Raw genomic sequence first — 23,418 nt, 5'->3', positions numbered from 1 at the left:
CCTCGCGGGCGGCTGTTCCTGCCCTTGCGGGCTGTGAGCGGTGTGTTGATCGTGGTCTAACGGTCGCGGCCTATGACGCCACAGGCTGCAACTTCTATCAATCGCAAACTTCTTAGCTAAGCTTCAGGGTTGCTTAACCTGTTTTCGGGAGGGTTTCGCCCACCACCTGCCGCACCACGTCGCGAAAGGCCAGCGCCGCCGGGGACAGCGCCAGATGGGCATGGCCGATCTCCTGCACCGTGCGGGTGAGCGTCTTGTCGGCCAGCGGCACAAAGCGCAGATCGTCGCCAAACTCGGCCAGCACCAGCTCGGGCAGCACGGTGATGCCGACCTTGCGCCGCACCGCCGAGAGATTGGCATGGGTGCTCATCACCGAGAGCTGCGAGCGGTCGAGCAGCGCCTTGAACTCCGGATCGCGGATCTGCTGGCAGACGCTGTTGACGATGAGCCGTTCCTGCGCGAGCTGATCAAAGCGCACCGGCGCACCGCTCTGGGCGAGCGGGTGATCGGCGGCGCAGACCACGCCAAAGCGGTCGGTAAAGAGCGGCGCGCCCGTCAGGCCCGCGATCGGGTGCAAGAGCGAGGCAAATCCGAGGTCGGCATCGCCCTCTTCGAGCTCTCGCAGCACATAGCTCGTCTCCATCTCGCGGATATGGACACGCACCTCGCCATGACGTTTGAGAAAGCGGCTCAGCGCCTCGGGCAGGATCGTGGTGGCGACCGAGGGAATCGCCGCGATCCGCACAAGCCCGGCATCGGCGCGGGCATAGCTTTCGATGGCATTCACCACCTTGTCGAAATGGTCGATCTCGCGCCGGGCCTCGCCAAAGACGAACCGCCCCAGCGCGGTGAGCCGGTTCTTGCGCTCATTCTCGAAGAGCGGGCTGCCCAGCTGCTGTTCGAATTGTTTGAGCATCATCGACACGGCCGAAGGCGTGCGGCCTAGAAGCTCTGCCGCATCCGCCAAATTGCCGCTCTGCGCGACGGTGACGAAACACCGCAACATTTCCGTCTTGATCGCCACGGCGCCCCCCCTTGCGTTTGCTCTGTTCTACGCAATCCGGTGCCGCCCCGCCAGTGGGCAGCGGTCGGGGCGAACGCCCTGCGCCCGCCCCGCTAGCGGCGCAGATTGGCGGCGGCGGAGAGGGCGCCGTCGAGGCTGGTGGTCACGTGGTCGACGTCCTCTTGCGACAGGCAGAGCGGCGGGACCATGCGCAGGCATTGCTGAAACGGTCCGGATTTCGACAGGATGATGCCCTCGGCGCGGCAGGCCTCGAAGACCTCTGCGGTCATCTCCTTGTCGGGGGTCTTGCTGTCGCGGTCGGTGACAAATTCCAGCGCCAGCATCAGCCCTTTGCCGCGCACATCGCCGATGGCGGAATGCTTGTCCTTGAGATCCTGCAGCCGTTCCAAGAGCTTGGCCCCAACGGCCCGCGCGTTCTCTTGCAGGCCTTCGTCGCGCATCACGGCGAGCACGGCGCGGGCGGCGGCGGCAGAGGTCGGGTTGGCCCCATAGGTGTGGAACATGAATTTCTCGGCCATTGGCGCGGCGACGTCTTTTCTGGCGACCACCGCGCCGATGGGAAAGCCATTGCCGAGCCCCTTGGCCATCACCACGATATCCGGCACGACGCCATCCGCCTCAAACCCCCAGAAGTGATCGCCGGTGCGGCCAAAGCCCGATTGCACCTCATCAGCGATATAGAGCCCGCCCGCCGCGCGCACCCGGTCGGCGGCCCCGGACATATATCCCGGCGGCATTGCGATGATGCCGCCATAGCCCTGCACGCTTTCGACAAAGATGCCGGCGAGCTTGCCAGAGGTGGCGGTCTGAATGGTGCGGGTGATCTCGTCGAGATAGGGCGCGGTGCCTTCGCCAAAGATGCCGCGATATTGGTTGGGCTCCGGCACGAAGGCCACGTTGCCCGGCATCCCCGGATGCCGCCAGCCCGCGATGCCGGTGATCGATTGCGCCGCCGCCGTCGGCCCGTGATAGGCGGTGCGCAGCGCCAGCAGGTCGAGATTGCCGGTATAGGTGCGCGCCATGGTCATGGCGAGATCGATGGCCTCGGAGCCTGAATTGGTCAGATGCACCACCCAGTCATGGCCTTTCGGCATGGTCGCGGCCAGTTCCTCGGCGAGATGGGCGGGCGTCGGGTGGTAGAACATGGTGGTGCAATGGGTCAGCTCTTGTGCTTGCTCCATGGCGGCGGCGACGACGCGCGGGTGCGAATGGCCGACCGAGATACAGACATTCATGCCAAGAAGATCGGTGTATTTGCGCCCCTCCGTGTCCCACAGATACTGGCCCTGCCCCTTCTTGAACACGATGGGATCGCGGAAGGGCGTGAACCGGGTGAGCGAGGCCGCGTAATATTGATCGCGCCGCGCGGCGGTGCTGTCGAAATTCCAGTCGGTGTGCAGGGGATGTTCATTCATGGCGTTGCTCCGGGTTTCATGCGGGTGTCGTCAGGATCAAAAGGCGCCTGTGGCAGGATCGTGGCCGCGCGGCGCGTTCCGAGGATAGAGACGCTGAGCCCGTCGCGCGCGGTGGCGTCGCGCAGATAGGCCAGCGCCAGAACCTTGCCGGTGCGATGACCATAGGCGCCCGAGGTCACGATGCCTACCGGCCGGTCGCCTTGCCAGACGCTATGGGCGTAAAACGGATCAACCTCGCCCGTCGCAATCTCCAGCAGGACCATATCCCATGCCGGGTCGCGGGTGAGGCCGTCGCGCAGGTCCTTGCGGACAAAGGCAGTCAGCCCCGCCTCGAGCGGGCTGCGCTCGGTGGTCAGGTCACTGCCCCAGCCGCGATAGCCCTTCTCTAGCCGCATGGAGTTGGCGGCATAGGCCCCGTAGAAGCCCAACCCATGGGGCGTCGCCCGGCGCTCCAGCGCCTCAAAGAGCGTGGTGGCGGCACCGCGCGCGACATGCAGCTCCCAGCCGCATTCGCCGATGTAAGACAGGCGCAGGGCGCGTATGGCGATGCCGTCGAGCGTCGTCTCGCGGGCGCTGAGCCAGGGCATATCGGCCAGCTCGGGGCAGGTCTCGGGCGCTTTGGGCCCCATCACCGCGATCACCGCCAGATCGTCGGTGACATTGCGGATCTCGACATCCATGCCTTTGGCCCTGAGGCGCAGCAGGTCGAGGTCGATCTCTTCGGCGGCGGCGGCGGAGGTCAGATAGGCGTGGTCCTCGGCGAGCCGGGTGACGGTAAATTCCGACAGAACACCGCCCGCCGGGGTCAGCCCATGGCAAAGCCCGATGCGGCCCAGATCTGGCGCGCGGTTCGCCCCGAGGGTTTCGAGAAACGGGGCCAGATCCGCGCCGGTGATCTCAAACTTGGAAAAGACCGAGAGATCGGCCATGGCCACGCGCGAGGTGGCGGCGCTGACCTCGCGGGCGACTGGCGCGAACCAATTGGCGCGGCGAAAGCTTTCCTCAGGCCTCGCATTTGGCGTCTCCGAGAACCAATTGGGCCGTTCCCAGCCATGCGCCGCCCCCATCACCGCGCCACGGGCGATCATCAGGTCATGCAGCGGCGACAGGCGCAGGCCGCGCCCGGCGGGGCGTTCCTCATGCGGGTAATGCACGCCGAATTGCAGGCCGAAACATTCCACCGCCTTGGCCACGCGATAGTCGCGGTCGGCCCAGGCGCCAAAGCGGCGGCTGTCGACGGCCAGCGCATCCATCGGCGGCGCGCCATGGGTCATCCAATGGGCGAGGAACCAGCCCGCGCCGCCGCCCTCCATCACCCCCATCGACGAGCCGGTCAAAAGCCAGGCGGTGTCGTGGCCATGGGCCGGACCGATGAGCGGGTTGGCGTCGGGGGTAAAGGTGATCGGCCCGTTGACCACGGTTTTCACACCGCCGGTTTCGAGCGCCGGAAGACGCGCCATCGCGGCCTCGATGATATGGGCGACACGGTCGAGATCGGGCGGCATCAGCTCGGCCCCAAAGGAGGGCGGCACGCCATCAACGGACCAGACCTGCGCCTCTTTTTCATAAGGCCCAAGGATCAGCCCGTCGCGTTCCTGGCGCACGTACCAGCTTTCCTCGGGGTCGCGGATCATCGGCAGCTCTGGCAGGCCGCCCGCGATCCTCTCGGCCACGGCGGGGATGGTGTCGGTCACCAGATATTGGTGCAGCACCGGCACGGAGGGGATGTTCACCCCCATCATCTGCCCCACTTCCCAGCCCCAGGTGCCGGCGGCATTGACCACATGCAGGCTCTCGACCGGGCCTTTGGCGGTGTCGATCCGCCAGCGGCCGCGAGTTTGGCGGATCGCCTCCACCGGGCAGTTGCGCCAGATCTGCGCGCCGCCCTTGCGGGCCATTTCGGCCATGGCTTGCGTCGCGAGCGTCGGGTCGACATGGCCATCGTCGGGCTCGTAGATGCCGCCGATCAGCCCGTCGAGACGCGCCAGCGGATGCAGCTCTGCGATGCGGTCAGGTGTCAGCACCTCGAGCGGATAGCCGGTGAACTCTGACAGGCCCGCGACATGGCGGAACTCGTCCATCCGGTCGGGGTTGCGGGTGATGCGCATCGCGCCCGAGCGGTGAAAGCCGCAATCGCGGCCGGTCTCTTGCGGCAGGATGTCCCGGTAGAGCCGGACCGAAGTGGCGCGCAGCTCCTGAATGGTGGCGTTATGGGCGAAATGGGTGCAAAGCCCCGCCGCATGCCAGGTCGAGCCATGGGTCAGGTCGTTCTTTTCAACGAGCAGCAGATCGCGCCATCCGGCCTTGACCAGATGGTAGAGCAGCGACACGCCCATCGCGCCGCCGCCGATGATGACCACTTGCACCTTGGTCATGCGCGCATCCTTTCATGAGTGGGATCAAAGGCCGGGCGGCGGAGCGGCGTGGCCGCATGGTCCTGCCCGGCGATCCTGACGGTGAAATTTCGCGCGCAGCTGTCGTCCAGCGTCTCGCCCGGCTCGGTGTCGATCAGCGCGAAACAGAGGTTGAGCCCGGTGCGCGGGCCGCGCGCGCCGGAGGTGGTAAAGCCCACGTGACGGCCCGCCTCGAAGACCGGCTCGTCATGCAAGAGAAGCGGGGCGCCGGTGACCTGCAGCAAGAGAAGCCGTCGCCGCAGGCCTTGGGATTGTTGCGCCGCGAGCGCCTCTTTGCCGGTGAACGACTTGCGCCAGTCGATGGTAAAGCCAAGCCCCGCCTCGAGCGGCGTGATCGCGGGGCTGAGGTCATGGCCCCAATGTTTGAACCCTTTCTCGATGCGGCAGCCATCAAGGGCGAAATGGCCAAGCGGCCGGGCCCCGGCAGTATAGAGCCTGTCGAAGACACGCGGCGCGATGCTGTTGGGCAGGGTCAGTTCCCAGCCGTATTCGCCGACAAAGCTGATCCGCGTGGCGCGGGCGCGGTGGCCGTCGATCAGCAGATCGCGCAGCTCGCCCAAGGGCGCGGCGGCCCAGGCAGTGTCCGCGTCCCAGGCGCGCAGCATATGCGCCGCCCCTGCCCCCATCACGCCGAGCGTGCAATAGGCCTCGGTGCGGTCGGTGAGGGTCACGGCGCTGGGCAGGGCGCGGCGCAGATAGGCCAGATCGCGGGCGCGGGTGGCGGCGCCCGAAGTGATGTGGAAATGATCCTCGGCGAGGCGCGAGACGGTGACATCCATCTCGATCCCACCGCGCGGGTTGAGGATCTGGCTATAGATCGCGCGGCCCAGCGGCACATCCATCTGCGCGGTGCACAGATCATTGAGCGCTTGCGCCACGTTCGGCCCGCGCAGGTCGATCTTGGTAAAGGGGCTCAGATCGATGAGCGCCGCGCCCTGGGCCATCTGGGCGGCCTCTGACTCGGCTGCGGGCCACCAGGGCTGCGCCCCCACCGAATAGGGCTGGGCCGCGCCATACCAGAGCCCGCGCTCCCACCCGGCGGTCTGGCCGAACTGTGCCCCCGCCTTGGCCCAGCAGTCATGCAGCGCCGAGCGGCGCAGATCGCGGCCCGCCTTGGGCTGTTTATAGGGCCAATGCAGGGCAAAGAGATCGGCCACCGCCTCGTCCATGCGGGCCGCCATATGGGCCGGGGCGGCGCGCGCCGGATCGACCCGCGCCACATCGACCTCCCACATGTTCATCGGCGGATGGCCGTCCACCATCCAATCCGCCAGCGCCCGGCCAATGCCTGCCGAGGACATGATTCCGACCGAATTCATCCCCGCCGCCACAAAGAGACCGTCGACCGAGGTCTCGCCCACCAGCGGCCGGGTGTCGGCGGTAAAGCTCTCAGGGCCGTTCATGAAATGCTGAATGCCGGTGGCGGCCAACCCCGGGCAAAGATCGAGCGCCGCCTCCATGAAGGGGCTGAACTGCTCCCAATCCTCGGCCATTTCGAGAAAGGCGCGGTTGCCCTCGGGCCCATAGGGATCCCAGCATTTGGCCTTCGGTTCAAACCCGCCGATCACCAGCTTGCCCGCGTCGCCCTTGAGGTAAATGCCGCGATCCAGATCGCGGATCACCGGGAAGGGATCGGGCAGATCGGGGATGATTTCCGTCACCACATACATATGTTCGACCGCCTGCAGGGGCAGCGCGACACCGGCCGTGGCGGCAAGCTCGCGCGACCAGGCGCCGGTGGCGATCACCACCTGATCGGCCTGCATCTCGCGGCCATCGGCGAGGGCGACCCCGGTGACGCGGTGGCCCTCGACCAAGAGCCGCGCGACCTCGACGCCTTCGCGCAGGGTCACGCCGCGATTTTTCGCACCCCGCGCATAGGCCATGCAGAGATCGACCGGGTTCACATTGGCATCCTCGGGCACATGCAGCGCGCCGACATGCTGCGACAGATCGAGCATCGGCAGACCCACTTCCTCGGCGGCGATGACCGAAGGCGTCAGCCCCTGCGTGCGGCCCAGATCGGCGATGCGGTGCAGCTCGTCCAGCCGCTCGGGCACGCGGGCCAGCCAATAGCCGCCGGTGCGCCGATAGCCGGTGGCCATGCCGGTCTCGGCCTCGAGCTCCGGGAAGACCTCCAAGGCGGCCGAGGCCAGCGCCGTCATATTCGGCGTGGCGCGCAGCGGGCCGACGATGCCCGCCGCGTGCCACGAGGTGCCCGAGGTCAGGCGGTTGCGCTCCAACAGCGTCACATCCGCCGCGCCGCGCTTGGCCAGATGATAGGCCACTGAGAGGCCGATGGCACCGCCGCCGATGATCAACACCCGGCGCATCAATAGTAATCCTGATCGGGTTTCTCGGCCTTCCGCGCCGCGATATACTCCTGCAGCGCGGCGTCGATCTCGGGGTCGAGACCGGGGTCTTCATAGCTCTCGAGCTGCGACTTCCAGAGCGCATTGGCCCGCGCGCCCGCGTCCTTTTCCCCGGCGGCGCGCCAATGTTCAAAGGCGTTGTCATCCGGCGTCCAGGGCCGGAAGAGCGCGCTCATGTAATTGGCCTGCGTATGCTCGGAGCCCAGAAAATGCTGCCCCGGCCCGGTCTTGGCGATCGCCTCCATCGCCTGCGCGTTCTCGCTCATGTCGATGCCGTCGAAAAACCGCCCGATCTTGCCGCAGAGATCATGGTCGATGATGGTTTTCTCGAACGAGGTGACCAACCCGCCTTCGAGCCAGCCGGTCGCGTGGTTGATCAGATTGGCCCCGGCAAACATCGACATCAGAAGACCCCAGGCCGCCTCTTGCTGGCTCTGCGCATCGGGGAGCTTGGACGAACTGAGCGTGCCGACGGTGTGCAAAGGCACCCCCAGCCGGCGCGCCAATTGCCCAGCGGCCAGCACCAAGAGCCCCGCCTCGGGCGTGCCAAAGGTCGGCGCGCCGGTCTTCATCGACATGGTGGAGGCAAAGCTTCCCATCAGGCAGGGCGCACCGGGGTTCACCAGCTGGGTGAGCGTCATGGTGGCCATGGTTTCGGCGAGGATCTGCGCCAGCGTCCCGGCCACGGTGGCCGGCGACATCGCACCTGTCAGAACCCAGGGCGTGCAGGCCACCGGCTGTCCGGCGCGGGCATAGGTCTTGAGCGCGCCGGACATATGGCTGTCGAGGACCAGCGGCGCGTTGGTGTTGGAGACACAATAGAGCACGGCGTTCTCCGCCATGAATTCGGCCCCGAACACGATCCGCGCCATGTCGATGGCATGGCCCGCCCGCTCGGCCCCGATGAAGGCCCCCATAAAGGCCCGGTCGGAATGGCGGATATGGCCATAGAGCATGTCGAGATGGCGCTTGTTGGCCGGCAGATCCACCGGTTCGCAGACCACGCCGCCGGAATGGTGCAGCCATGGCAGCGTGTGGTGCAGCTTCACCAGATCGATGAAATCCCGGTAGGAGGCATAGCGCCGCCCGCGGTCGAGATCATGCACGAAGGGCGGACCCCAGGATGGGCAGAGCACGCTGGCCTCGCCGCCGAGCTGCACCGAATTGGCGGGGTTGCGCGCGTGCTGGATGAACTGCGCAGGCGCGGTGGCGGTGATGGTCCGGCGGCAGAACCCGGGCGCGAAACGCACCCGCGTGCCATCCACATCACAGCCCGCCCGGCCAAAGATGTCGAGGATTTCGGGATCGCCCTGAAACTCCATCCCGGTCTCGGCGAGGATCGTGTCGGCATTGGCTTCGATCTGTTCGAGCCCGGCCTCGCTCAGCACATTGAAGGTCGAGAGCTTGCGCAGGATGAAGGGGGCGCGCGGCTCTGACGCCGTGTGCTGGGGGTGGGCGCCACGGCGCCGGGAGCTTCGGGTTCGTTTCATGGGATCACGTTGCTACGGCGCTTGACACAAGCCAAGAAATTCCCCTCAGTATTGAAATCTCTTATACTAAGGATGCGCCATGCTGGATCGAACCGGCTTCCCTCCGGGGCTCATGCGCTCTCTCGAAGTGTTCCTTGCAGTGGCGGCCACCGGGCAGATGCGCGCCGGGGCCAAGCTCTTGAACCTGTCGCAGCCGGCCGCGTCCCAGCATATCGCGGCGCTGGAAGAGGCCTTTGGCACGCGGCTTCTTGATCGTGGCACGCGGCCCGCGCGATTGACCCATGCCGGGGCGCGGCTATTGCTCAAGGCGCAAAAGATTCTCGACGCGGTGTCCGAGATGGAAACCGAGCTGCGCCATGTCGGGCAGAAATCGCTCTCGCTCTTGCGGGTGGGGCTGCAGGCCTCGATCGCCACCACGCTCACCCCGCCGCTCATCGCCCTCGCGCAAGACGCCTTTGGCGTCAAGGACATGACGCTCTATGCCGGGCAAAGCGGCAATCACGAACAGCTCTTGCGCACCAAACAGGCCGATCTCGCGATCACCTCCAACCCGTTTCTCGATATGGACGGGCTCGAACGGCATCATGTGCTGAGCGAGCAGTATCTTCTGGTGCTGCCCAAGGATTACAGCGGCCCCGAGGACAGTCTCGAGACGATCCAGTCGCGGCTGCCACTGGTGCGGTTTGGCGACACGACCCATGCCGGACGCCAGATTGCCCAGCATCTGCGGCGCCTGCGGTTCGAGCCGAGCAAGGTCATTCAGGCGGACCGGTCGAGCATGGTGACCTCCTGCGTCGCGGCGGGTCAGGGGTTCAGCCTGCTGACGCCGACGCTGCTTATCGATGGGCTGGTGGAGAACATGAGCCTGCGCATCCGCGATCTGCCGGTGCCGGGCCTGTCGCGGACCCTCACCGTCGTGTCCCGCAAGGGAGAGCTGCACGATCTGCCACAGGAATTTGCCAAGATGTCCCAGCAGACCCTGCTGGCCCAGATCGTCGCCCAGATGGGCGAGATCGGCGCGGCCAGCGTGAGCTGTGACTAGCGCCCCGCCCCGGGTCTGGTTCGGACGAGCCGATCCGTGGCTTAGGAAGCGCCTTCTTGGCCGATCCCCGACCGGCCCGCCATGCTATGACGAAAGAACCCCACCAAGGAGACCGAGATGCAGTTTCACGCCGACACCACCTGCGCCCATCGCACCGGGTTTGTGACCGCCGAGCTCTATTACTGGCATGACACGCTCAATTGGTGCGGTTTCCTCGAGCCCGGGCTCGAGATGCAGCCGGGGCTGCATTTTGAGCATCCCGAGACCAAGCGCCGCCTGCAAAACCTCGTGGAGGCGACCGAGCTTGCGCCCAAGCTCGCATCGCACCGGCCACGGCCGGCGGGCGACGAGATCCTCCGCCTCGTCCATCCGCAGAGCCATATCGACCATCTCGCCAAGATCTGTGCCGCGGGCGGCGGCGACGCGGGCGAGCTCACCCCGGTCGGCCCCGCGAGCCTTGAGATCGCGCGGCTGGCGGTGGGCGGGGTCACCGCGGCGGTGGATGAGGTGATGACGGGGGACTGGGACAATGGCTATGTGCTTTGCCGTCCGCCGGGGCATCACGCGCTGCCCGACAAGGCGATGGGGTCTTGCCTCTTTGCCAATGCGGCCATCGGCGCGAAATACGCCCAAGAGCGGCATGGCATCGGCCGCGTCGCGGTGGTCGATTGGGACGTGCATCACGGCAATGGCACCGAGGCGATCTTTTACGACGACCCCTCGGTGCTGACGATTTCGCTGCATCAGGACAATCTCTTTCCGCTCCACTCCGGCCCGATGGAGGCGCTGGGCGCAGGCGCGGGGCTTGGCCATAACCTCAACATCCCGCTGCCCCCCGGCACCGGCACCGGCGGCTATAAACACGCCTTCGAAGAGCTGGTCCTGCCGGCGCTCGACGCCTTTGCGCCCGAGCTGATCGTGGTGGCCAGCGGGTTTGATTCCTGCGCCATGGACCCGCTCGGCATGCAGATGCTGAAATCGAGCGATTACGCCTGGATGATGGGTCAGCTCATGGAGCTCGCCGCGCGCCATGCGGGGGGTCGGATCATCGTCACCCATGAGGGCGGCTATTCCCCGCAATATGTGCCCTATTGCGGGCTTGCCGTGCTCGAAACCCTCGCCGGCACCAGCCAGCGCCTCACCGACCCCTATGACGAGATCATCGCAGCCTTTGGCGGCCAATCGCTCAGCCATGATCAGCAGCTGCGCATCGCCCAGGTGAAAGAGATGTTTTTCGGGGGATGATGGGTCCAGCCGCCACAGGGGCAAGGCCTTGGGCCTGTGGCCCTGACGCGCCATCCGCCTCAGCGATCTGACGGGAGGGTCAGGTTGGGCCTGATGGCATATGTTGGATAATCTGGTCGGAGTGAGAGGATTCGAACCTCCGACCCCTGCCTCCCGAAGACAGTGCTCTACCAAGCTGAGCTACACTCCGACCGTGGCGCACCAGTTACTGGCAAAGCGCGGGCTTTGCAAGACGCGAGTTGCGAGAATCTTCTGAGCGGTCTTTGGGCGGGCTGCGGGCGGCCCTGCCCAGCGCCCAGCCCCGCGCCCAGCCCCGCGACAGCGCAAATAAAAACCCCCGGTGCGCGGGGCACCGGGGGCGGATCAGCATCACGCCGAGCGCGGATTAGAGGCTCTGGTCGAGCGCCTCGATCACCTTGTCGCCCATCTCGGCGGTCGAGAGCGGCGTGCCGCCTTCGGGACCCATGAGATCGGCCGTGCGCGCGCCGGAGGCGAGCACCGCTTCGATGGCGTTCTCGAGACGGGTCGCCTCGTCGCCCTGATCAAAGCTGTAGCGCAGCGCCATGGCAAAGCTCAGGATACAGGCGATCGGGTTCGCCTTGCCCTGACCCGCGATGTCGGGGGCCGAGCCATGCACCGGCTCGTAGAGCGCCTTGGGCCGGCCATTGGCCATCGGTGCGCCGAGCGAGGCCGAGGGCAGCATGCCGAGCGAGCCGGTGAGCATCGCGGCGCAATCCGACAGGATGTCGCCAAAGAGGTTGTCGGTGAGGATCACGTCGAATTGTTTCGGCGCCCGCACGAGCTGCATCGCGCCATTGTCGGCATACATATGCGACAGCTCGACCTCGGGATAGTCCTTGCCGACGCGGGTTGCGACTTCGCGCCAGAGAATGCCGCTCTCCATCACATTGGCCTTCTCCATCGAGCAGACCTTCTTGTTCCGGCGCATCGCCAGCTCGAACGCGGCGCGGGCGGCGCGCTCGATCTCGCTCTCCGTGTAGCGCTGGGTGTTGATGCCGACGCGCTCATTGCCCTCTTCGAAGATGCCGCGCGGCTCGCCGAAATAGACGCCCGAGGTCAGCTCGCGCACGATCATGATGTCGAGACCGGCGACCACGTCCTTTTTCAGGCTGCTGAAATCGGCCAGCGCGTCAAAGCATTGCGCCGGGCGCAGGTTGGCGAAAAGGTCCATTTCCTTGCGCAGGCGCAGCAGGCCGCGCTCGGGTTTGACCGAGAAATCGAGCTCGTCGTATTTCGGGCCACCCACGGCGCCGAGCAGCACCGCGTCGACCTCTTGGGCGCGCGCCATCGTGTCGTCATGCAGCGGCACGCCGTGCTTGTCATAGGCCGCGCCGCCCACCAGATCCTCGCTCACATCAAAGGCCAGGTCGCGCTTGGCGCCGAACCAGTCGATGACCTTGCGCACCTCGGTCATGACCTCGGGGCCGATCCCGTCGCCGGGCAGGATAAGAAGCGAAGGTGTGCTCATCTGGGCAGTCCTTTTTTGATGGTAAAATTTCTTGCCCAACCGCGTAGCGCGTGGCGTGGGGGTCGTCAAGGAAGCCCAGCCTGCCGTCCGCGCCTGTGCGCCCCATGCAAAAGGCCCGCCCGGCGTCTGCCGGACGGGCCCTGTTGGGTTTGGTTGGGTCTCGCCCCGGTCTCGCCCGGGTCTCGCCCGCTTCCCGCCCGGTGGCCGATCAGGCGTTGGGCAGGATCACGATCTCGACCCGGCGGTTCTGGGCGCGGCCCTCTGCCGTCAGGTTCGAGGCGAGCGGCTGATCTTCGCCACGGCCATAGGTCTGAATACGGCTGAAGGCGACGCCACCATTCATCAGCACATCCGCCACCGCATTGGCCCGGCGCTCCGACAGCGCCTGGTTATGCGCGGCCGAGCCGGTGTTGTCGGTGTGGCCGACCACCTGCACCGTGGTGTCGGGATAGCTCTGCAGGCTGCGCGCCACGGTCAGCAGATCGCCGCGCAGGCCCGAATTCACCGTCGAGCTGTCGATGGCAAAGAGAATGTCCTGCGGCATGGTTACGATGAGACGGTCGCCGGTGTTGTTGACGGTCACGCTGTCATTGTTGAGATCGCGCTCGAGCTCGGCCGCCTGCTTGTCCAGCGCATTGCCGATGGCCGCGCCGCCGAGGGCCCCGATGGCGCCGCCGATGACCGCGCCCTTGCCCTTCTTGTCGCTGGCCGCAGCGCCGGTGATCGCGCCCACCACACCGCCGATCAGCGCGCCCTGCTTGGCGCGGGCGTTGGGGTCATTGCCTTGCAGATGCGCAGGCTCCGCGCAGGCCGTAACCAAAAGAAGGGACGTCCCTGCCATGCAGGTGATAATCTGTTTTGCTCGCATCATGGCGTTGCCTCTTGCTCCATTGCCCAAACTCTTGGGCGCATATTTTAGGGCCCAATTGACTGGGTCTGTGCTAAGTATAGGCTTAGGATTGCCGATCCCCAAGTATTTGACAGGGGGAAATAAGCGGCAATTCGCGCATGACAAGTTGATTATCACGACCACGCATTCACGTATGAGATACCCGCCATGTCCGGCCAAGCACAGCACAGTCCAGAGACCCGTATTTCTGAGACACGCAACAAAGAAACCGCCATCGCTTTTTATGACCTGATGTTCAATCAGGCCGATCCCCGCCGCGCGGTCGAGGCCTATGTCGGCGCGGATTACATTCAGCACAACCCGCATGTGCGCGACGGCAAGGCCGGGTTTATCGATTATTTCGAACGCATGGCGCGCGAGTTTCCCGAAAAGAAAGTGATCATCAAACGCGCCGTCGCCGAAGAGGATCTCGTGGTGCTGCATTGCCACCAGATCTGGCCCGGCTCGGATGATTACGCGGGCATGGATATTTTCCGTTTCGATGCCGGCGGCAAGATCGTCGAACATTGGGACGTGCTGCAGGTGATCACCGGGCTTTCCGCCCATGAGAACGGGCTGTTCTGAGCCCGCTACCCCGCCTCGGCCCGCGCACTTTCCCAGGCGAGGATCGTCCGTTTTACCGGCAAGCCCCAGTGATAGCCGCCCAGCCCGCCGGATTTGCGCAAGGCCCGGTGGCAGGGGATGAGCAGGCTGATCGGGTTGCGCCCGACGGCGGTGCCCACGGCGCGCACCGCCTTGGGGCGGCCGATGCTCTGGGCGATCTCGGAATAGGTGGTGACCTGTCCCGACGGCACCCGCAACAGCGCCTCCCAGACCTTGATCTGAAAAGGTGCCCCGATCAGGTAAAGCGGCGCCTCGCCGCCCTCGCGCAGCCCATAGGCGGTCTCGACCCAAGGCCGCAGCGCCTCCGGGTCCTCCACGAAACGGGCCTCGGGCCAGCGCCCGCGCAGATCCTCCATCGTGGCCTCGCGCCCCATCTCGGCGGCAAAGCCGATGCCGCAAATGCCACGCTCGGTGCCCATCACGAGGCTCTCGCCAAAGGGGCTGTCGAACCAGCCCCAACGAATGCAGAGCCCGGCCCCGCCACGCGCATAGTCACCGGGGCTCATCGCCTCCCAGCGCAGAAAAAGATCATGCAGCCGCCCCGCCCCCGAGAGCCCCGCCGCATCGGCGGTCTCGAGCATGGTGAACCGCTCATCCAAGAGCGCCTTGGCATGGCCCAGCGTGAGATATTGCCGGAACCGTTTCGGCGAGACCCCGGCCCAGGCCGAGAACAGTCGCTGAAAATGCGCCGGGCTCATATGCATCGCCGCCGCCAGCTCATCGAGCGTCTGCCCCGCCGCGCCGCTGTCGATCAGATCAATCGCGCGGCGCATCACCTGATAATGATATCCCTGTGGCTCACTCATCCGACACTCCTTCGGGCAGTCTTGGGGCAGGTCTCATGAAGAGATTAGCCCGCCGCCGCCCCCCCGCGCGACCCGAATATTGCGCATCCCGGCAAATCCGGTCATAGCTTTGGCCATGGCCAAGCAGCTCGATTATCACACGATCCGCGAGATCTTTGCCCGCTTCCACGCGGCCGAGCCCGAACCCAAGGGCGAGCTCGAACATGTCAACGCCTATACGCTGGTGGTGGCGGTGGCGCTCTCGGCGCAGGCCACCGATGCGGGCGTCAACCGCGCCACCCGGGCGCTCTGGCCGATTGCCGACACGCCGCAGAAAATGCTCGACCTCGGGCTCGAGGGGCTGACCGAGCATATCAAGACCATCGGGCTCTTCCGGCAAAAGGCCAAGAATGTGATCCGCATGTCGGAAATCCTCGTCAACGACTATGGCGGGGTGGTGCCCAATTCCCGCGCCGCCCTCGAGAGCCTGCCGGGCGTCGGCCGCAAGACCGCGAATGTGGTGCTCAACATGTGGTGGGGCCTGCCCACCCAGGCCGTCGACACCCATATCTTTCGCGTTGGCAACCGCACCGGCATCGCCCCGGGCAAGGATGTGGTGGCGGTGGAACGCGCCATCGAGGACCAGATCCCCGCCGATTACCAACATCACGCCCATCACTGGATGATCCTGCACGGGCGCTATCACTGCAAAGCGCGCAAACCGATGTGCCCGACCTGCATCATCCGCGATCTCTGCCAATTCGAGGACAAGACCCTATGAGCACCTATCAGGCCGTCGGCATCGGAAATGCCGTTGTCGATGTGATCTCGCAATGCGAGGACGCGTTTCTGCAAGAGATGGGCATCGAAAAAGGCGTCATGACGCTGATCGATCAGGACCGCGCCGAGGCGCTCTATGCGGCAATGCAGAACCGCACCCAGGCCCCCGGCGGCTCGGTCGCCAACACGGTGGCGGGCATGGGCGCGCTGGGCCTCACCACCGGCTTCATCGGCCGGGTCAATGACGACGCGCTCGGCCGCTACTACGCCAAGGCGATGAGCGATGTGGGCAGCCATTTCGTCAACGCGCCAGTGCCCGGCGGCGACCAGACCAGCTCGCGCTCGATGATCTTCGTCTCGCCCGATGGCGAACGCTCGATGAACACCTATCTCGGCATCTCGACCGAGCTCGGCCCCGAAGATGTCGATGACAGTGTCGCGGGTGAATGCGACCTGCTGCTGCTCGAAGGCTATCTCTACGACAAACCGCGCGGCAAAGCGGCCTTTACCGAAGCCGCGCGCATCTGCCGCGAGGCGGGCGGGCTGGCGGGGATCTCGCTCTCGGACCCGTTCTGCGTCGACCGCCACCGCAGCGATTTCCGCGCCCTGCTGCGCGAGCTCGATTATGTGATCGGCAATGATCACGAATGGCGCGCCCTCTACCAGACCGAGGATCTCGACGCCGCCCTGACCCAGGCCAGCCGCGACACCCGGCTCGTGGTCTGCACCCGCTCAGGCGATGCGGTGACGATCCACCGGGGCGAGGATGTGACCGAGGTGCCCGTCACCCCGATCAAGCCGCTCGACACCACCGGCGCGGGCGATCAATTCGCCGCCGGTTTCCTCTTTGGGCTCGTCTCCGGCGTGCCGATGGCGGTGGCCGGGCGCATGGGCTGTATCGCGGCGGCAGAGGTGATCACCCATTATGGCGCGCGCCCCGAGGCGGATGTGCTGGAGATGTTCCGCGCCGAAGGGCTCGTTTGAGCCCCGTCTGAGCCCGGCGGCAGCCGCCGGATTTGGGTATTTGGACCCAGAAAGAGGCGCATCTTCTGGCTTGAAATATCCCGGGGTGAATTGGCCGCAAGGCCAAGAGGGGCCGCGCCCCTCTTCCCCGCTTGCCTCTAGTCGCCGAGCTTGGCGTGGACCTCGTCGAGATCGATCTCGCCGGTCGGCATCTTGTTCGACGGGTCTTCAAAATCGTATTTGAACAGCTCGAAATCGCGGTGATAGATCTCGTAGACGAGATGCATCGCCAGATCGTCGAAGTAGTCTTCGACCGGATGGGCGCGTTTCGGGCCGTGGCCTTCGCTTTCGTTAAAGCGCGGGATCGTGTCGAGATCGACCTGTTTCGGCGTCTCGATGGCGCTCAGCACCTCGCCCATGCCCTCGTTGAACTTCTCGGTCCAGAAGATCTTGTCGTAGCGGCCGCCGTTGACGATGAAGGTCGAGATATGGCCGGCCTGGGCCGACCAGTGGATGTCGGGCTCCATCGGGCGGCGCCAGCGGATGGTGTCGCGGGCAAAGAGCAGGAAGCGGCGGAAGCTCTTGATCTGGTCGAACTCCTGCTTGCCGTCCTCGCCGCCGACCTCGATGCCGTATTTCTGGATCAACAAAGGCACCAGCTTGCCGCGATAGCGGCTGCCATTGCGCTGAATGCCGCAGATCTTGTCGAAGAAGGAGGACAGGATGCGGGTGTAGGGGTTGCGCACGCAGGTGAAGGCGTAGGAATCATGCGCCTGGACGTTGCGGGTGATCAGCGCCTGGCTCTCGTCCAGCGCCCATTTGTGCATGCCGCCCTTGGCGTCATGGATGTCGCCATCAAAGAAGGTCCCGTGATCGGAGTAATACATGATCTGGCCGATGGTCGAGCAGGCGCATTTCGGCACCACTCGATAGACCACACTTTCGCTCTCGGTCATCCATGTCCCGGGAAAGCCCATATTCCTCACCTCCAACCACGGACCGCTCCGTTGCGCCGTCCATGTTCCATTCAACAAAAAAACCCGAAATGCCTGTTTATTCAATGCTTATTCAGCACTATCACTGTAAACAATCCTAAAACTGAGGGCCAGTCGTTTCCAGTATGGCGAAAATCGCATATATCCTTTTGTGTCACAAAGACCCCGAGGCCATCATCGGTCAGGCCGAGATGCTGACGGCGGCGGGGGATTATATCGCCATCCATTTCGACGCCCGCGCCAAGCCCGAACATTTCGCCCGCATCCGCGAGGCGCTGGCCGACAATCCCAATGTGGCCTTTGCCCGCAAGCGGATCAAATGCGGCTGGGGCGAATGGTCCTTGGTGCAGGCGACGCTCTATGCGGTCGAGGCGGCGGTCGAGGCTTTTCCCCGGGCCACGCATTTCTACATGCTCTCGGGCGATTGCGCGGCGATCAAATCGGCGCATTACGCGCATGAGTTTCTCGATGCCCGCGATGTCGATTACATCGAAAGCTTTGATTATTTCGACAGCGACTGGATCAAGACCGGCATCAAGGAAGAGCGGCTGATCTATCGCCACTATTTCAACGAGCGCAACAGCAAGAGGCTGTTCTACGCCTCGATGAACCTGCAGCGCCGGCTTGGCCTGTCGCGCGCGATCCCCGCCGATATCCAAGTGATGATCGGCAGCCAATGGTGGTGCCTGCGCCGCCGCACCATCGAGTGGATTCTCGAGTTTACCCGCAGGCGGCGTGATGTGATGCGGTTCTTCCGCACCACCTGGATCCCTGACGAGACCTTCTTTCAGACGCTGGTGCGCCATGTCGTCCCCGATCACGAGATCGAGACGCGCACGCTCACCTTTCTGATGTTCACCGATTACGGGATGCCGCAGACCTTTTACAATGATCACTATGATCTGCTGCTGAGCCAGGATTTCCTCTTTGCCCGCAAGATCAGCCCCGAGGCGACCGAGCTCAAACAGCGGCTCGGCGCGCTCTATTCCGACGAAGCGGCGACGTTCAAGATCTCCAACGAGGGGCGGTCGCTGTTCAAATTCCTCACCGGGCGCGGCCGCATCGGGCGGCGCTTTGCCATGCGGTTCTGGGAGACCGAGAGCACGCTCGGCCGGCAGCGCGAATTGATGATCGTGGTCTGCAAGAAATGGCATGTGGCCAAGCGGCTTTTGACCGCGGTGCGGCAGGCGACAAACCTGACCGCGATCGAATATCTCTTCAACGAGGACAGCACGCCGCTGCCCGATCTCGGCGGCATTCAGTCGACGATGGAGAAACGCCACCGCCACCGCCGGGCGCTGATGCGGATGCTGTTCGACTATTACGAGACCGATCAGATGATCATCTGTCTCGATCCCGCCAGTCTCGATCTCTTGCAGGATTTCTGCGGCGACCGGTCGGTGACCCGGCTGCTCGAGGTGCAATGCGATTTCACCGATGAATATCTCATCGGCCATGCCATGCGCGTCGGGCTCGCGGGTGAACAGACACCGCAGGAAACGCTGGAACGGCTGTTGCCGACGATCCGTTCGGACATGACGTTTGAGAGCGACCGCATCCGCGATGCCGAGTTCGAAAATCACTTCACCATGCGACAGTCCGACAGCACCGAGGAAAACGCCGCCAAGATCGCCCGCTTCCTTGACATCTCGGCCGACAAGGCCATTGAAATAGCGCAAACCGATCACCTCTACGCGGATTGACCGCGAAAGGACCTGCATGCCCTACGACTATGATGACCAGAATATCTTTGCCAAGATCCTGCGCGGCGAGATCCCCAACGACACCGTGCTCGAGACCGAGCACAGCCTTGCCTTCAACGACATCGCGCCGCAGGCGCCGGTGCATGTGCTGGTGATCCCCAAGGGGCCCTATGTCTGCTATGACCATTTCGCCAGCACCGCCAGCGATGCCGAAATCGTCGACTTCAACCGCAGCGTCGCCGATGTCTGCCGGATGACCGGCGTGGCGCCGGGGGCCGCCGGGGCGGGCTATCGCGCGATCACCAATTGCGGCGAGGATGGCGTGCAGGAAGTGCCCCATTTCCATCTGCACATCCTCGGCGGCCGGATGCTCGGCCGGATGCTCGCCAAGGACTGACCTGACCGGCCTGAGCCTCCTGCATAAGACAGCCGGGGATCAGGACACCCGGCGTTCCGTCGGCGCAAAGGGGCTCAGCCCGAGCCAGGTCTGCATCCTTGCCGCAATCTCGCGGTCCCCCGACAGATCGAGCCGCTCGCGCAGCTCCTGCACCGTGGCCAGCCCCATCCAGATCATCGTCATGCTGTGCAGATCGGTGGTCACCAGCAGGTCGAGCTCGAACCCCGGATCATCGCGGCAGAGCTCGACATCGCCCGAGGGCTCGACCACCAGCCAATAATTCTGTTGTCGCGGCGGCAGTTCGGGAAAGCAGAACTGGATCAGACAGCGCCGGTTCGGCAGCGGCGCAGGGTCGAGATTGCGGTGCATATCCCACATCAACAGCGAGGCATCGAGATTGCGCAGCGACAGCCGCGATTCCACCCATTTCTGCCCCCAATTGCCCACCGCCTCGACCACCGGCAGGAGATCCCGCCCCGCTTCGGTGAGCCGATATTCATGCACGCCGCTTTGATGCGACAGAAGATGGCGCTCGATCACGCCGAAATCTTCGAGCTCGCGCAGCCGCGTCGCCAACAGGCTGCGCGACATTTTCGGCACCCCGCGCCGCAGGTCGTTGAACCGGGTGGTGCCTGCCACCAGTTCGCGAATGACCAGCATCATCCAGCGGCGGCAGAGGATTTCCGCCGCCATCGCGACGGGACAAAATTGACGGTAACTGCTATGGGCCATGGGTTCTCCCTCACTCGGAAACCATTGTCGCGCCCCGCCCTTCCACGTGCCGATTGGCCCTCCACGTGCCGAATGAACAGGCCGAAGAGGCGGGCCGCATGGCGGCGAGTATAGCACAACCCTAGCGTTCTCGCGCCTCCCCGCTCCAGTTCAGAAACTGGACCTCGTGGTACAGACCCTGCACTATCTGGCCGCCGCCCCTCTCTGCGATGCTGTCCGGGCTTTCACATCCCACAGGGATATCAGGAGAGGATAGGATCATGAGTGTGACATTGAAAACGCTGAGCGGCGGCACGCGAGAGCTCGCGGCAGAGACGCTGGCGGCGCTGGCAGGCGGGCTGCGCGGGGCGCTCATCGCGCCGGACGAGGCGGGCTATGACGTCTCGCGCACGATCTGGAACGGGATGATCGACCGGCGGCCCGGTCTGGTGATCCGGGCGCTCGGCACTGGCGACATCCAGATGGCGGTGAATTTCGCCCGTGACAATGATCTGCTGATGGCGGTGCGCGCGGGCGGGCATCAGATCGCCGGGCTGGCGGTGATCGACGGCGCGCTCTTGCTCGACCTGTCGCAGATGCGTTCGGTCCATGTCGACGCGGCGCGGCGGCGGGTGCATGTCGATCCCGGCGCGCTTTTGGGTGATATGGACCGCGAGACCCAGCTCTATGGGCTGGCGGTGCCCTCGGGCGTCAATTCCACCACCGGCATCTCGGGGCTGACGCTGGGCGGCGGCTTTGGCTGGATCACCCGCAAATTCGGCATGACCGTCGACAATCTCGTCTCGGCCGAGCTGGTCACCGCGGACGGTCAGCTCCGCCATGTGAGCGCCGAGGAGAACCCCGATCTCTTCTGGGCGATCCGCGGCGGCGGCGGCAATTTCGGCGTGGTGGCCGCCTTCGAGTTTCAGGCGCATCCGCTCGGGCCCGAGGTCCTGTCGGGGCTGATCGTGCATCCTTTCGCCGAGGCGCGGGAACTCTTGCAGGAATTTCGCGGCATCTGCGACCGGGCGCCGGACGAGCTCACCGTTTGGGCAGTGATGCGCAAGGCGCCGCCGCTGCCCTTCCTGCCCGAGGCGTGGCACGGGCGCGAGGTGCTGATCTTTGGCGCCTGTTATGCCGGCGACATGGCCGAGGGCGAGGCCGCCATGGCAGAGCTGCGCGGCCTTGGCGCGCCGATTGCCGATGTGATCTCGCCGCATCCTTTCACCGGCTGGCAGGCGGCCTTTGATCCGCTGCTCACCCCGGGGGCGCGGAACTACTGGAAGAGCCATGATTTCACCGCGCTGAGCGACGCCGCCATCGACGCGATTCTCGCCGCTGCCGCCGATCTCCCCGATCCGGCCTCGGAGGTTTTCATCGCCCATGTCGGCGGAGCCATGGCGCGGGTCGCCAGCGACGCCACCGCCTTTCCCCAGCGGCAGGCGCATTTCACCATGAATGTGCACACCCGCTGGGAGGACCCGGCCAAGGACCGCGCCTGTATCGGCTGGGCGCGCGATCTCTTTGACGCCACCGCGCCGCATGCGGCGGGCAGCGTCTATGTGAATTTCATCCCCGAGGATGAGCCGGGCCGCCTCGCCGAGGCCTATGGCGGCAATCTCGCCCGGCTGGCCGAGATCAAGGCGCGCCATGACCCCGGCAATCTCTTCCGGGCCAATCACAACATCGCGCCGCAGAAAATTCCGGTGGCGGCAAAATAAAACCGAAGACGGCGAAATAAATCTGCTGTTTCAACCCGGTCCCGGCCTGCCCCGCGCGGGCCGGGGCCATACTGTCGCGATACCGTCGTAATACCGACGTGGTACCGAAACCTTGGATGTGAGCGCCGAAAACGCCCTTTCAGAGGGTCTGATTCCTCAGGCGATTCGCCCCGGAGACCTGTCAAAGTTTGACATTTCTGCCACCAAATTCACGGATTTGGGAACCAATCACCGTCTTTATGCGCTTTTCTCATTGCACACGGGGTGGTGACTGGACCTATGACAACAGGCACCATATTTTTAAACCCGACAGTTTTGTAAACGCCGCAACCGAGGACTTAACCCATGTTGACCAGACGCCATTTCGTGATTTCGGCGGCAGCCATGTTTTCGGCCCCCATCGCCAGCCCCGCGCTGGCCGCACCGACGACGAACCGGTCGAAATGGTCGCAATGGGATGCCCAGGTCACACCCGCCGATTACGACCCCTTCACCTCGAACCCCTGGGGCCTGCACCCGCGCTTTCTGCCGCAGGTGGTCGAGGCCAATGACGGGCTGCGTTCGGGTGACATCCATGTCGATGCGGTGGCCCGCTATCTCTATCACATTCAGCCCGACGGAACCGCCATGCGCTATGGCGTGGCCATCGCCCGCGGCAATCTCTACGAGCCGGGCACCTATTCGATCCGGCGCAAGGCGAAATGGCCGACCTGGACGCCCACCGCGAACATGATCAAACGCGATCCGCATCTCTATGCGCAGCACGCCGATGGCATGGACGCCGGCCCCAATAACCCCTTGGGATCACGCGCTCTTTACCTCTATGTCGGTAATCGCGACACCTATCTGCGCATCCATGGCTCGCCCAACCAGCGCTCGATCGGTGGCCGGGCAAGCTCGGGCTGCGTGCGCATGGTCATGGCCCATATCAACGACCTCTACGAGCATGTGAAGATCGGCGCCACGGCGCATCTCTACGCCCCCGAGGTCTGATCCAGCCAGACATGAAAAAGGCGCGTCCCACGGGGCGCGCCTTTTGCGTTTCTTAGAGGCCGCTGAACGACCCCGTGTCGCCGGTCAGACGGATTCCGGCGGGCGCGAACAGATCGGCTGACCATTGCGCGCGCGCAGCGGCAGCATCGTCGTCTCGACCGGGCCGCGATAGCGATAGAGATAGCAGCCGTCATTGGGATCGATGCTCACCGCCGTCAGATCCTGATTCGGCGCCGCCATCTCGATCAGGCTGGGCGGCAGTTCGTTGAGAAAGCCCTCGGGCGATGTGTTGGCCTGCGGCATCGGCTCACAAGCCGCCAGCAGCACAGGGGCACAGGCCATTAGCCAAAATTGTTTTTTCACGAT

20 protein-coding genes and 1 tRNA gene are annotated in these 23,418 nt (G+C 64.8%); 9 read left to right on the top strand and 12 right to left on the bottom strand.

Annotated elements, in window-relative coordinates; translation table 11 throughout:
- Positions 1–133 precede the first annotated feature (133 nt).
- The 5 genes from ISM_RS10140 to ISM_RS10120 form a co-directional block, all read right to left on the bottom strand.
- Positions 134–1,024, bottom strand: coding sequence for a LysR family transcriptional regulator (locus ISM_RS10140; RefSeq protein ID WP_009814065.1), 891 nt, complete (start codon positions 1,022–1,024; stop codon positions 134–136).
- A 92-nt stretch (positions 1,025–1,116) separates the two neighbouring features.
- Complete coding sequence (locus ISM_RS10135; protein WP_009814064.1) at positions 1,117–2,439, bottom strand: aspartate aminotransferase family protein; 1,323 nt, start codon at positions 2,437–2,439, stop codon at positions 1,117–1,119.
- A complete protein-coding gene (locus ISM_RS10130; protein WP_009814063.1) occupies positions 2,436–4,814 on the bottom strand; it encodes a GcvT family protein in 2,379 nt (792 codons plus the stop codon). The genes ISM_RS10135 and ISM_RS10130 overlap by 4 nt, the downstream gene beginning before the upstream one ends.
- Entirely contained in the window at positions 4,811–7,186 is a 2,376-nt protein-coding gene (locus ISM_RS10125; protein WP_009814062.1) for an FAD-dependent oxidoreductase, read from the bottom strand. Before ISM_RS10125 ends, ISM_RS10130 begins: the two co-directional genes overlap by 4 nt.
- Entirely contained in the window at positions 7,186–8,715 is a 1,530-nt protein-coding gene (locus ISM_RS10120; RefSeq protein WP_009814061.1) for a trimethylamine methyltransferase family protein, read from the bottom strand. Before ISM_RS10120 ends, ISM_RS10125 begins: the two co-directional genes overlap by 1 nt.
- Positions 8,716–8,794: 79 nt before the next feature.
- Here ISM_RS10120 and ISM_RS10115 point away from each other — a divergent pair, with 79 nt between their 5' ends.
- Both ISM_RS10115 and ISM_RS10110 read left to right on the top strand, forming a co-directional pair.
- Positions 8,795–9,757 (top strand): LysR family transcriptional regulator, encoded by a 963-nt coding sequence (locus ISM_RS10115; RefSeq protein ID WP_156783365.1) that lies wholly within the window; start codon positions 8,795–8,797, stop codon positions 9,755–9,757.
- A 117-nt stretch (positions 9,758–9,874) separates the two neighbouring features.
- On the top strand, positions 9,875–11,002 hold the full coding sequence (locus ISM_RS10110) for a class II histone deacetylase (protein WP_009814059.1): 1,128 nt from the start codon (positions 9,875–9,877) through the stop codon (positions 11,000–11,002).
- 113 nt (positions 11,003–11,115) lie between these two features.
- Here ISM_RS10110 and ISM_RS10105 read toward each other — a convergent pair.
- The 3 genes from ISM_RS10105 to ISM_RS10095 all read right to left on the bottom strand — a co-directional run bounded on the left by ISM_RS10105 (position 11,116) and on the right by ISM_RS10095 (position 13,362).
- A tRNA-Pro gene (locus ISM_RS10105) sits at positions 11,116–11,192 on the bottom strand.
- 195 nt (positions 11,193–11,387) lie between these two features.
- Positions 11,388–12,491 carry a 3-isopropylmalate dehydrogenase gene (gene leuB / locus ISM_RS10100; protein ID WP_009814058.1) on the bottom strand — a complete coding sequence of 368 codons (1,104 nt, stop codon included), beginning with the start codon at positions 12,489–12,491 and terminating at the stop codon, positions 11,388–11,390.
- A 208-nt stretch (positions 12,492–12,699) separates the two neighbouring features.
- Positions 12,700–13,362, bottom strand: coding sequence for a YiaD family glycine zipper/OmpA-like lipoprotein (locus ISM_RS10095; RefSeq protein ID WP_083780922.1), 663 nt, complete (start codon positions 13,360–13,362; stop codon positions 12,700–12,702).
- Positions 13,363–13,548: 186 nt separating this feature from the next.
- On the opposite strand from ISM_RS10095, the gene ISM_RS10090 reads away from it, so the two are divergent.
- Complete coding sequence (locus ISM_RS10090) at positions 13,549–13,965, top strand: nuclear transport factor 2 family protein (RefSeq protein ID WP_009814056.1); 417 nt, start codon at positions 13,549–13,551, stop codon at positions 13,963–13,965.
- A gap of 5 nt (positions 13,966–13,970) precedes the next feature.
- Here ISM_RS10090 and ISM_RS10085 read toward each other — a convergent pair whose 3' ends face one another.
- On the bottom strand, positions 13,971–14,810 hold the full coding sequence (locus ISM_RS10085; protein ID WP_009814055.1) for a methylated-DNA--[protein]-cysteine S-methyltransferase: 840 nt from the start codon (positions 14,808–14,810) through the stop codon (positions 13,971–13,973).
- A 115-nt stretch (positions 14,811–14,925) separates the two neighbouring features.
- Here ISM_RS10085 and nth point away from each other — a divergent pair, with 115 nt between their 5' ends.
- Positions 14,926–15,570, top strand: a complete 645-nt coding sequence (gene nth / locus ISM_RS10080; protein WP_009814054.1) for an endonuclease III — start codon at positions 14,926–14,928, stop codon at positions 15,568–15,570.
- Positions 15,567–16,553, top strand: coding sequence for an adenosine kinase (locus ISM_RS10075; RefSeq protein ID WP_009814053.1), 987 nt, complete (start codon positions 15,567–15,569; stop codon positions 16,551–16,553). The genes nth and ISM_RS10075 overlap by 4 nt, the downstream gene beginning before the upstream one ends.
- 137 nt (positions 16,554–16,690) lie before the next feature.
- Here the strand turns inward: ISM_RS10075 and ISM_RS10070 are convergent, their stop codons facing one another.
- Positions 16,691–17,509 carry a sulfotransferase family protein gene (locus ISM_RS10070; RefSeq protein WP_040618009.1) on the bottom strand — a complete coding sequence of 273 codons (819 nt, stop codon included), beginning with the start codon at positions 17,507–17,509 and terminating at the stop codon, positions 16,691–16,693.
- 143 nt (positions 17,510–17,652) lie between these two features.
- Here ISM_RS10070 and ISM_RS10065 point away from each other — a divergent pair, with 143 nt between their 5' ends.
- Together ISM_RS10065 and ISM_RS10060 are read left to right on the top strand one after the other, a co-directional pair.
- The gene (locus ISM_RS10065) at positions 17,653–19,230 is read left to right on the top strand and encodes a DUF5928 domain-containing protein (RefSeq protein ID WP_009814051.1); all 1,578 of its coding nucleotides are present in this window, start codon (positions 17,653–17,655) and stop codon (positions 19,228–19,230) included.
- 16 nt (positions 19,231–19,246) lie between these two features.
- The gene (locus ISM_RS10060) at positions 19,247–19,627 is read left to right on the top strand and encodes an HIT domain-containing protein (protein WP_009814050.1); all 381 of its coding nucleotides are present in this window, start codon (positions 19,247–19,249) and stop codon (positions 19,625–19,627) included.
- Positions 19,628–19,666: 39 nt separating this feature from the next.
- Here ISM_RS10060 and ISM_RS10055 read toward each other — a convergent pair whose 3' ends face one another.
- Positions 19,667–20,320, bottom strand: coding sequence for a winged helix-turn-helix transcriptional regulator (locus ISM_RS10055; RefSeq protein ID WP_009814049.1), 654 nt, complete (start codon positions 20,318–20,320; stop codon positions 19,667–19,669).
- 299 nt (positions 20,321–20,619) lie between these two features.
- On the opposite strand from ISM_RS10055, the gene ISM_RS10050 reads away from it, so the two are divergent.
- Both ISM_RS10050 and ISM_RS10045 read left to right on the top strand, forming a co-directional pair.
- Complete coding sequence (locus ISM_RS10050; protein WP_198011663.1) at positions 20,620–22,059, top strand: FAD-binding oxidoreductase; 1,440 nt, start codon at positions 20,620–20,622, stop codon at positions 22,057–22,059.
- A 345-nt stretch (positions 22,060–22,404) separates the two neighbouring features.
- Positions 22,405–23,052 carry a L,D-transpeptidase gene (locus ISM_RS10045; RefSeq protein ID WP_009814046.1) on the top strand — a complete coding sequence of 216 codons (648 nt, stop codon included), beginning with the start codon at positions 22,405–22,407 and terminating at the stop codon, positions 23,050–23,052.
- Between the two features lie 84 nt (positions 23,053–23,136).
- Here the strand turns inward: ISM_RS10045 and ISM_RS10040 are convergent, their stop codons facing one another.
- Positions 23,137–23,415: a hypothetical protein gene (locus tag ISM_RS10040; RefSeq protein ID WP_254655677.1), complete on the bottom strand. Its 279-nt coding sequence runs from the start codon at positions 23,413–23,415 to the stop codon at positions 23,137–23,139.
- Positions 23,416–23,418 lie beyond the last annotated feature (3 nt).

Origin of the sequence: Roseovarius nubinhibens ISM, from assembly GCF_000152625.1 — a bacterium.
In the GTDB taxonomy this organism is placed as follows: domain Bacteria; phylum Pseudomonadota; class Alphaproteobacteria; order Rhodobacterales; family Rhodobacteraceae; genus Roseovarius; species Roseovarius nubinhibens.
This window is presented reverse-complemented; position numbering and strand designations above follow the sequence as displayed.